We start from the raw sequence: 9,405 nt of genomic DNA on the forward strand, positions 1-9,405 counted from the left end.
GGACGGTTCGTTCAAGGCCGCCAATGGCGGCGTCATCGGCTTCTTTTCGCTCGAAATGTCGTCCGAGCAGCTCGCCACCCGCATCATTTCGGAGCAGACAGAAATCCCCTCATCGAAAATCCGCCGCGGCGAGATCACCGAGACAGATTTCGAAAAACTCGTCGCCTGCTCCCAGACCATGCAGAAGATCCCGCTGTTCATCGACCAGACCGGCGGCATCTCGATCGCGCAGCTCGCAGCGCGCGCCCGCCGGCTGAAGCGCCAGCGCGGCCTTGACGTCATCGTCATCGATTATATTCAGCTCATGCAGGGCTCTTCCGCCAAGGCCTCGCAGAACCGCGTGCAGGAAATCACCGAGATCACCACCGGCCTGAAGGCGCTCGGCAAGGAACTCGGCGTGCCGATCATCGCGCTGTCCCAGCTATCGCGTCAGGTCGAAAGCCGCGACGACAAGCGCCCGCAGCTATCGGATCTGCGCGAATCCGGCTCCATCGAACAGGACGCCGACGTGGTGCTGTTCGTCTATCGCGAGGAATATTACCTCAAGAACAAGGAGCCCAAGCCCGGCACGCTCGAATACACCCAGTGGGAAACCGACATGAACGAGGTGCGTGGCAAGGCCGAAGTCATCATCGCCAAACAGCGCCACGGCCCGACCGGCACCGTCTCCCTGGCCTTCACCGGCGAATTCACCCGCTTCTCCGACCTGGCGGAAGAGCATCACCTGCCGGAACGGTATGAGTAGTTTGTTGGTCTGTTCTTCCTTTCCAACGACCCCCCTCTGGCCTGCCGGCCATCTCCCCCTCAAGGGGGGAGATCGGCAGCTTCAATGCCGTCGCTCTTCTGGTAGCGCCGAAGATTGGCGAAAGCGATTGCGACAGCCGATCTCCCCCCTTGAGGGGGAGATGGCCGGCAGGCCAGAGGGGGGTCGTTGCAGAACAAAACGGGGCGTCACCACCGCCGCCCGACCACCTCGCGGCCACCCTCCCTTCAAGGGGGAGGGATATCATGGCTAAATCCCGTATCCAGTTCATCTGCCAGAATTGCGGCTCGTTGCATCAGCGCTGGGCCGGCAAGTGCGACGCTTGCGGCGAGTGGAACACGCTCGTCGAGGAAGGCACCAACAGCGGCATAGGCAGCGGCCCGGCGAGCCTCCGCTCGCCGCGCAAGGGCCGCGCGGTGGCGCTCACTACTCTGTCGGGCGACATCGAGGACGCGCCGCGCATCGCTTCCGGCATCGGCGAACTCGACCGCGCCACCGGCGGCGGCTTCGTGCGCGGCTCGGCGCTGCTCGTCGGCGGCGACCCCGGAATCGGCAAGTCGACGCTTCTGACGCAAGCCGCCGCCGCCCTCGCCGCGAAGGGCCATCGCATAGTTTATGTCTCGGGCGAAGAGGCCGTCGCCCAGATCAGGCTGCGCGCCCAGCGGCTCGGTGTCGCCGCAACCCCGGTCGAACTCGCCGCCGAAACCAATGTCGAGGACATTCTGGCGACCATCGCCGACGGCCGCCGCCCCGACCTGCTCATCCTCGATTCGATCCAGACCCTGTGGACCGACATGGCCGATTCGGCGCCGGGCACGGTGACGCAGGTGCGTTCGTCGGCGCAGGCGATGATCCGCTACGCCAAGTCGACCGGCGCGGCGGTGGTTCTCGTCGGCCACGTTACCAAGGAGGGTCAGATCGCCGGCCCTCGCGTCGTCGAGCACATGGTCGACGCCGTGCTCTATTTCGAGGGCGAAGGCGGCCACCACTACCGTATCCTGCGCACGGTGAAGAACCGCTTCGGCCCGACCGACGAGATCGGCGTTTTCGAAATGTCAGACAAGGGGTTACGGGAGGTCTCCAATCCGTCCGAACTGTTCCTCGGCGAGCGCCACGCGAAGTCTCCGGGCGCGGCGGTTTTCGCCGGCATGGAAGGCACGCGGCCGGTTCTGGTCGAGATCCAGGCGCTAGTCGCGCCCTCCCCGCTTGGCACGCCGCGGCGCGCCGTGGTCGGCTGGGATTCGGCGCGGCTGTCCATGATCCTTGCGGTTCTGGAAGCCCATTGCGGCGTGCGCTTCGCAACGCACGACGTCTATCTGAACGTCGCCGGCGGCTACCGCATCACCGAGCCGGCCGCCGATCTCGCCGTCGCCGCGGCCCTGGTTTCCTCGCTCACCGGTATTGCCCTTCCCGCCGATTGCGTCTATTTCGGCGAAATCAGCCTTTCGGGCGCCATCAGGCCGGTTGCACATGCGCAGCAACGGCTCAAGGAAGCGGAAAAGCTGGGGTTTGGACAAGCGGTTCTGCCGCGCGGCAGCGAGGAAATTTCCGGGGGAAACGGATTCGGCGCTTTTCAGCCCGAAACGCTCACCGATCTGGTGGTGCGCATCGCGGGCTCGCTGCGCCGGAACGCGGAAGACTGAACGGGCGGGACCGGTGAGGTGTGTGGAGATTCAGGTCAGGCCGAGTCGGAAATGGCGGATTTCGAGAACCGGAACGGAGCGGACATTCAGGTCCGCGAGTACCGGAAGCGCAGAAAGCCACCATTTGCAGGCCGGCATCACCTGAATATCAACACACCGGCAGATGGAGTGGGAACAAAATGCCGATAACGCTGCTTGACGGAATTCTCGTCGGCTTCACGCTGGTTTCGGCCATGCTTGCCATGGTGCGCGGCTTTTCCCGCGAGGTCCTGTCGATAGCATCCTGGGCGGCGGCGGCCGCTGCGGCATTCTTCTTCTACAGGCCGGTGCTGCCCTATGTGCAGCCCTATATCGACAATGAACAGCTCGCCATGGCGGCGGCGGCCGGCATCGTCTTCATCATCGCGCTGATCGTCGTCACGATCATCACCATGAAGATCGCTGATTTCATCATCGACAGCCGCGTCGGCGCACTCGACCGCACGCTCGGTTTCCTCTACGGCGCGGCGCGCGGCATTCTGGTGGTCGCTGTCGGCCTGCTGTTCTTCAACTGGCTGGTGGGGACCAATCCGCCGGCCTGGATCTCTGAAGCCAAGTCGCGCCCGCTGCTCGAATCGATCGGCGGCACGCTGGAATCCATGCTGCCCGATGATCCGGAAAATTCGATCCTGAAGCGATTGCAGGTCGACGAGACTCCCGAGGCGGGTACCGAAGCGCCTCCGGCCGCCGAGCCGCCCGCGACCGACGCCGCTCCGACGGAGACCGCTCCCGCCGAGGAAGCGCCGCCGGCAAACAATTGACGGTGGCGCGCAGTGCGCGGTCGTCCTATATGAGTGCTTTCTGACGAGAGACCGCCCACTATGGCGCATTCAGACGACACCTTGCTGGCCGAGGCCGACGATCATTTCCACGACGAATGCGGCGTGTTCGGCATTTTCGGCCGGCAGGACGCCGCGGCGATCGTCACGCTCGGCCTGCACGCCCTGCAGCATCGCGGCCAGGAGGCGGCGGGCATCGTCTCCTATGACGGCACGCAGTTTCACGTCGAACGCCATGTCGGGCTGATCGGCGATACCTTCACCAAGCCGCGCGTGATCGAAAGCCTGAAGGGGACCCGCGCCATCGGCCATACGCGCTACGCCACCACCGGCGGCTCCGGCATTCGCAACGTCCAGCCGCTGTTTGCCGAACTCGCCGATGGCGGCTTCGCCGTCGCCCATAACGGCAACATCACCAATGCCATGACCGTCCAGCGCACGCTGCAGAAGCAGGGCGCAATCTTTTCCTCCACTTCCGACACCGAGACCATCCTGCATCTCGTCGCCACCAGCCGCGAGAAGGACGTCAATTCGCGCTTCATCGAGGCGGTCCGCGCGCTCGAGGGCGCGTTCTCGCTGGTCGCGCTCACCTCCAAGAAGATGATCGGCTGCCGCGATCCGCTCGGCATCCGGCCGCTGGTGCTCGGCGACCTCGACGGCGCCTGGATCCTCGCCTCCGAGACCTGCGCCCTCGACATCATCGGCGCGCGTTTCGTGCGCGATCTGAAACCCGGCGAGATGGTCGTCGTCACCGCCAAGGGCATCGAGAGCCTGTTCCCCTTCGAAAAGCAGAAGCCGCGCTTCTGCATCTTCGAATACGTCTATTTCGCCCGGCCGGATTCGTCGGTCGAGGGGCGCAACGTCTATGATGTAAGAAAGCGCATCGGCGCGGAACTCGCCATCGAAAGCCCCGTCGATGCCGATATCATCGTTCCGGTCCCCGACAGTGGCACGCCGGCCGCGATCGGCTTTGCCCAGGCCGCCGGCCTGCCCTTCGAACTCGGCATCATCCGCAATCACTATGTCGGCCGCACCTTCATCCAGCCGACCGATTCGATCCGCCACATGGGCGTCAAGCTCAAGCACAACGCCAACCGCCGCATGATCGAGGGCAAGCGCGTGGTGCTGGTCGACGACTCGATCGTGCGCGGCACCACCAGCCAGAAGATCGTGCAAATGGTGCGCGATGCAGGCGCGAAGGAAGTGCATATGCGCATCGCCTCGCCGCCGACGCGCTCCTCATGCTTCTACGGCGTCGACACGCCGGAGACCGCGAAACTCTTGGCCTCGCGCATGTCGGTCGAGGAAATGGCCGAATTCATCCGCGTCGATTCGCTCGGCTTCCTGTCGATCGACGGGCTCTACCGCGCCGTTGGCGAGGCGCGCCGCGAGAACGACCAGCCGCAATTCTGCGACGCCTGCTTCACCGCCGAATACCCGACCCGCCTGCTCGATCACGAAGGCGCCGACAATGTCCGGACGCTCTCGCTGCTCGCTGCCGGCGGGCAGTAATATCGCTCGCTCGCCCGGCTCGCGCGTTTAGCTTAGTCGCGGTTCAGCCTCGCGCTTCCAGATGAAGCCGCGGTGCACGGCCAGCCGCTCGCCCGGCCCGTGAACAGCCGCGTACAGAAGTCCCGCCAGGAAGGTGAAGTGGTCGACGAAGAAGCCGAACTCGGCCTGGTTGCCTTCCCAATGGGACGGGCCATGGAAGGCGAAGGCCAGGAAAATCACATAAACCCCGGCTAGCAGCGCTGCCTCCGAGAAGAAGGCGCCGGTCAGGAAGGCGAGGACCAGCGCGGTTTCGAAGATCGCGGCGAGCCAGGCCAGAAGCAGCGGGAACGGAAATCCCGCCGCCGCGATATAGCCGGCCGTATCCGACATTCCGGCAAACTTGAAGCTTGCCGCCATCGCAAAGATACCGGCGAAGATCAGTCTTGCGACGAGGATTGCAACAGTCTTGCTCATGGGTCCATTTCCTCCAACGATGTTCATTTGCATCTAGGACGCTGGGCAACGCGCGTTTCCGACATGCGATGTTGAAAATTCCGCGTGTCGAAACTCAGGTCGGACTTGCGAATCTCTATTCCAGGGTTCCGTTCGCGGCAAATAAGTCCTATCTGGTGCCGGTTTCCGATAGGCCCGAACTGGATGTCCGCATGATCCCCACCCCCGACCTCTCCGGCCGCGTCGCCCTCGTCACCGGCGCGTCGCGCGGCATCGGCTATCACATCGCAAAGCAGATGGCGGCGGCGGGCGCGCATGTGATCGCGGTTGCCCGCACGGTCGGCGGCCTGGAAGAGCTCGACGACGAGATCAAGGCCGAAAACGCCCGCACCGGCAAGGGCGAGGCGACGCTGGTTCCACTAGACCTGACCGACATGGCCGGCATCGACCGGCTCGGCGGCGCGATCCACGAGCGCTGGAAGAAGCTCGACATCCTCGTCGCCAATGCCGGCATACTCGGCGTTATCGCGCCGATCGGCCATGTCGAGGCGAAGGTTTTCGAGAAGGTCATGGCGGTCAACGTCACCGCCACCTGGCGGCTGATCCGCTCGGTCGATCCGCTGCTGCGCCTGTCGGACGCCGGCCGCGCCATCATCATGTCGTCGGGCGCTGCGCACTCGGCCAAAGCCTTCTGGGCTCCCTACGCCGCTTCCAAGGCCGCCGTCGAGGCGCTCGCCCGCTCCTGGGCCGACGAGACGAAAAACCTGCCGCTCAGGGTCAATTGCGTAAATCCCGGCGGAACGCGCACGGCCATGCGCGCCCAGGCCTTTCCGGGCGAAAACCCCGAGACGCTGCCGCATCCTGCCGAGATCGCGGCAAAGATCATCCCGCTGGCCAGTCCGGCGCTCACGGAAACGGGGCTGCGATATGAGGCGCGTCAAGAGCGTTTCGTCACCTACCGGATGCCGGAATAGCGCCACTGCCAACACGGGCTTGTGATTGGCCCGCCTCCACGGCCAGCCCTAATTTTCTCTCGGGCGGGTTGCATCCCGGGAGGAATTTTCATGAAACGCAGCCTCTTTCTGGCGTCCGCGGCGTTCGCCACGACAATCTCGTTCGCCGCCGCGCAGGACAATGCGATGAGCTTCTTCATCACCAGCCAGGGCCCCGGCAACGGCGCCAATCTTGGCGGTCTCGCGGGCGCCGACGCTCATTGCACAAGCCTCGCCGAAGCCGCCGGCTCGAGCGGCAAGACCTGGCGCGCCTATCTCTCGACCAGCAGCGAGAACGCCAAGGACCGCATCGGCTCCGGCCCGTGGTTCAACCAGAAGGGCGAGAAGATCGCCGATGACGTCGCCTCGCTGCACAGCGACGCCAACAACATCACCAAAGATACCGCGCTCAACGAAAAGGGCGAAGTGGTCAGCGGCCGCGGCGACCAACCCAACCGGCATGACATTCTGACCGGTTCGATGCCCGACGGCACCGTGGCGGCGGACCAGACCTGCGGCGACTGGACGCTCGGCGGCGCGGAAGGGGCCGCGATGCTCGGCCATCACGACCGCATGGGCCTCGACGATTCCGCGGCGGCCAAGTCATGGAACTCGTCGCATGCCTCGCGCGGCGGCTGCAGCCTGGAAGCGCTCAAGGGAACGGGCGGCGACGGCCTGCTCTACTGCTTCGCCACCAACTGATCCGACGCCTCACATCCGGGCGGCCGGCCGGTGCGGCTCGGCCGTCACCAAGAGCTCCGGCTTCTGGTTGATGGTCTGGAACACCACGCAATAGCGCTCCGTCAGCTTGATCAGCGTATCGATGCGGTCCTGCGGCTCGTCCGTATCGAGCTCGAAGCGCAGCCGTATGGCGCGAAAGCCGACCGGCGCATCCTTGGCGACGCCCAGCGTGCCGCGAAAATCGAGGTCGCCTTCGGCCTCGACCTTGGCCCCGTCGAGCCGGAATTCCAGCGCGGTCGCCACCGCCTTCAGCGTCACGCCGGCGCAGGCCACCAGCGCCTCCAGCAGCATGTCGCCGGAGCAGAGTTCGAGCCCCGAGCCGCCGGTCGCCGGATGCAGGCCGGCCACAGCGATCGCCCGCCCGGTCTCGACCTTGCAGGCGATCGCCTGCTCGTCGATCGAGCCTTTGGCGCGCAGCGTTATCACCGCGCTTGCCGCATCGTCGCGATAGGCCTGCTTCAGCGGCCCCTGCACAGACTTCAGTTCCGCTGCATCCATTGCCTGTCCTCCTTCGCTTGCAACTGCCATGCTAGAGCATGATCCCGAAAAGTTGCAGACTTTTCGGACAAGATCATGCGGCCAGAGAGAGTTTTGGGCCGGATTGAAGCTGCCCATTCCGCTCCATTTTTCGCCGCGCGGCGCGAGCAGGCTGCCCCAACGCTCGCTGGTCTGGTCCTTCCTGCTCGGCTACCTGATCTGGGGCGACATTGCGCGGCGTGAGGTGTTCATCGGCGCGGCGCTGATCTTTTCGGCCGGCATGATCATCATCGCCACCGAGCATTTTCGCAAACGCCCGGTTTGACGCCGTTGATGGCGCAGTTCAGACTTAGGCAGGGCCGCGCCAGATCGCGCACGATGCCTTCTTGCCGCTCTTGGCGTCGACCATCCGCTTTCGCATTACAAGTTTAAGCTTTTCGCGCGCAGCATCGTTGGCATAAACCTGCATTTCATCGGCTTCCCCGACACCGTACCGCCACCGGTTTCTATTCGGGTTGGCAGCATATTTGATCCTCGTGGAGTAAATCGGCCGCTCAGGGCCAGAGGCGTCTTCCATGCGGCAATCTATCGAAACCGGCGCCATGCCCTTTCGATTCATCGCGTTACTCTCGGCCAGCGCCTGGTCCTTACCGAACCAAGTGTCCCCACTACCCGTATAGGTGACGCAACCCGCTGCCGAGAAGCAAATTGCCATTGTAAATGCTAGCCTAAGGCCCGCGCGAAGCATTGTGTTCACCTGGAGTCCCCCGAGTTTGAAAAACAATCAAAGCGTGCACCGGGAACCGAAACAACGCTAGGGGTAGTACCAGGCCGAGCGCTGGTCGGAATTTCGATATCCCCAACAAAGCGCGCCCGGTTGATATCGCTGCTGACAGTGGGCTGTCAGCAGCACTCCTATAGATGTTGAGTAATCAGACGGGGGAAGGCATGACGCAGGGGCTCGACGAACAGACGGGACGGATGCTCGGCATCGCGCTGGTGACGTGCTCGGCCGCCGTCTTCGGCCTCGCCGGCGTTCTCACCAAGTCGATCGAAACCGATCCGCTGACCATCAATTGCTGGCGCGGGCTGGTCGGCGCGCTGCTGATAACGGCCTACGTCTTCTGGCGGCGCTCCCGCGAGGCCGCGCCGCGGCCGCTCAGGCTCGGCTGGCGCGGTTGGCTGATGGCAGTGGTCGGGGCAGCCGCCAGCGTCGCCTTCATAGCCGCCTTCAAGAACACCTATGTCGCCAATGTCGCGATCATCTATGCGACAGCGCCCTTCGTGGCGGCGCTGCTCGGCTGGCTCCTGGTGCGCGAAAAAATCCGCTCGCAAACCATGCTTGCGGCCGCCCTGTCGCTGGCGGGCGTCGGCCTGATGGTGTTTTCCGGCATCGGCACCGGCCGGCCTTTCGGCGATGGCCTTGCTCTGCTGATGACATTCGGAAGCGCGCTCTACATGGTCCTGATCCGCAAATTCCGCGACACGCCGGTGGTCTGGGCAGGCGCAGTGTCGGCTTTCCTTCTCTTCGGGCTCGGCTGGTTCGTCACCGATCCGCTGGCCGTCTCGCAGCGCGATGCGATCCTGCTCGCCGCCTTCGGCGCATCCTTCGCGCTCGCCTCCGTGCTCTGGACCGAAGGCTCGCGGCTCATCCCCGCTGCCGAAGCCGGCCTGCTCGGCGCGGCGGAGGTACCCTTCGCGATCCTGTTCGGCTGGCTGTTCCTGGCCGAATTTCCACCCGCCGCAAGCCTGGTCGGCGGCGCTGTCGTGCTCTTTGCGGTCTTTGCCCATGCGGGCCGTGACCTCGCTCTGGCGCGCGCCGGAATGGCTCAATCAAAAAAATGCATCGCCGCGAATAAAAATTGATTTTTTGTTGGAACCTTCTTCTCCGTCGCCTGTTGTAGCGCATGGACGGGCTGTCCCCATGCCCAAACCCCCTCGCCCGTCCAATTTACTCAAGCCGGCCGCAAGGCCGGCTTTTTCTTTGGTTGGACTAACGTCTCGATTCAAATTTCGGCTTACGACCT

11 protein-coding genes and 1 pseudogene are annotated in these 9,405 nt (G+C 64.3%); 8 read left to right on the forward strand and 4 right to left on the reverse strand.

Features of this window, described 5'->3' with window-relative positions; genetic code table 11:
* The 4 genes from G6N73_RS33035 to purF form a co-directional block, all read left to right on the forward strand.
* A partial coding sequence (locus G6N73_RS33035) for a DnaB-like helicase C-terminal domain-containing protein (protein ID WP_281353016.1) occupies positions 1-745 on the forward strand: 745 nt, incomplete at its 5' end.
* 263 nt (positions 746-1,008) lie between these two features.
* On the forward strand, positions 1,009-2,406 hold the full coding sequence (radA, locus tag G6N73_RS33040) for a DNA repair protein RadA (RefSeq protein ID WP_165034129.1): 1,398 nt from the start codon (positions 1,009-1,011) through the stop codon (positions 2,404-2,406).
* Positions 2,407-2,585: 179 nt separating this feature from the next.
* Entirely contained in the window at positions 2,586-3,206 is a 621-nt protein-coding gene (locus G6N73_RS33045) for a CvpA family protein (RefSeq protein WP_165034130.1), read from the forward strand.
* 60 nt (positions 3,207-3,266) lie between these two features.
* Positions 3,267-4,736: an amidophosphoribosyltransferase gene (gene purF / locus G6N73_RS33050; protein WP_165034131.1), complete on the forward strand. Its 1,470-nt coding sequence runs from the start codon at positions 3,267-3,269 to the stop codon at positions 4,734-4,736.
* Between the two features lie 27 nt (positions 4,737-4,763).
* Here purF and G6N73_RS33055 read toward each other — a convergent pair whose 3' ends face one another.
* Positions 4,764-5,189 (reverse strand): DoxX family protein, encoded by a 426-nt coding sequence (locus G6N73_RS33055; protein ID WP_165034132.1) that lies wholly within the window; start codon positions 5,187-5,189, stop codon positions 4,764-4,766.
* Positions 5,190-5,380: 191 nt separating this feature from the next.
* On the opposite strand from G6N73_RS33055, the gene G6N73_RS33060 reads away from it, so the two are divergent.
* Both G6N73_RS33060 and G6N73_RS33065 read left to right on the forward strand, forming a co-directional pair.
* Entirely contained in the window at positions 5,381-6,142 is a 762-nt protein-coding gene (locus tag G6N73_RS33060) for an SDR family NAD(P)-dependent oxidoreductase (protein WP_165034137.1), read from the forward strand.
* Between the two features lie 90 nt (positions 6,143-6,232).
* Entirely contained in the window at positions 6,233-6,862 is a 630-nt protein-coding gene (locus G6N73_RS33065; protein WP_165034133.1) for a hypothetical protein, read from the forward strand.
* Between the two features lie 9 nt (positions 6,863-6,871).
* Here the strand turns inward: G6N73_RS33065 and G6N73_RS33070 are convergent, their stop codons facing one another.
* A complete protein-coding gene (locus G6N73_RS33070; RefSeq protein ID WP_165034134.1) occupies positions 6,872-7,399 on the reverse strand; it encodes an OsmC family protein in 528 nt (175 codons plus the stop codon).
* Positions 7,400-7,562: 163 nt separating this feature from the next.
* Here G6N73_RS33070 and G6N73_RS33075 point away from each other — a divergent pair.
* Positions 7,563-7,703: pseudogene (locus tag G6N73_RS33075) on the forward strand (DMT family transporter); the annotation flags it as partial.
* 24 nt (positions 7,704-7,727) lie between these two features.
* On the opposite strand, the gene G6N73_RS33080 reads toward G6N73_RS33075, so the two are convergent.
* Complete coding sequence (locus tag G6N73_RS33080) at positions 7,728-8,093, reverse strand: hypothetical protein (RefSeq protein WP_165034135.1); 366 nt, start codon at positions 8,091-8,093, stop codon at positions 7,728-7,730.
* A gap of 233 nt (positions 8,094-8,326) precedes the next feature.
* Here G6N73_RS33080 and G6N73_RS33085 point away from each other — a divergent pair, with 233 nt between their 5' ends.
* Positions 8,327-9,244: a DMT family transporter gene (locus G6N73_RS33085; protein ID WP_165034136.1), complete on the forward strand. Its 918-nt coding sequence runs from the start codon at positions 8,327-8,329 to the stop codon at positions 9,242-9,244.
* Here G6N73_RS33085 and G6N73_RS36565 read toward each other — a convergent pair.
* Positions 9,212-9,405, reverse strand: a 194-nt coding sequence (locus G6N73_RS36565) for a hypothetical protein (protein WP_206079225.1), incomplete at its 5' end; no start/stop codon positions are given. The two genes, G6N73_RS33085 and G6N73_RS36565, sit on opposite strands and share 33 nt — an antisense overlap.

Origin of the sequence: Allomesorhizobium camelthorni (assembly GCF_011045125.1) — a bacterium.
GTDB classification, from domain to species: Bacteria; Pseudomonadota; Alphaproteobacteria; order Rhizobiales; family Rhizobiaceae; genus Allomesorhizobium; species Allomesorhizobium camelthorni.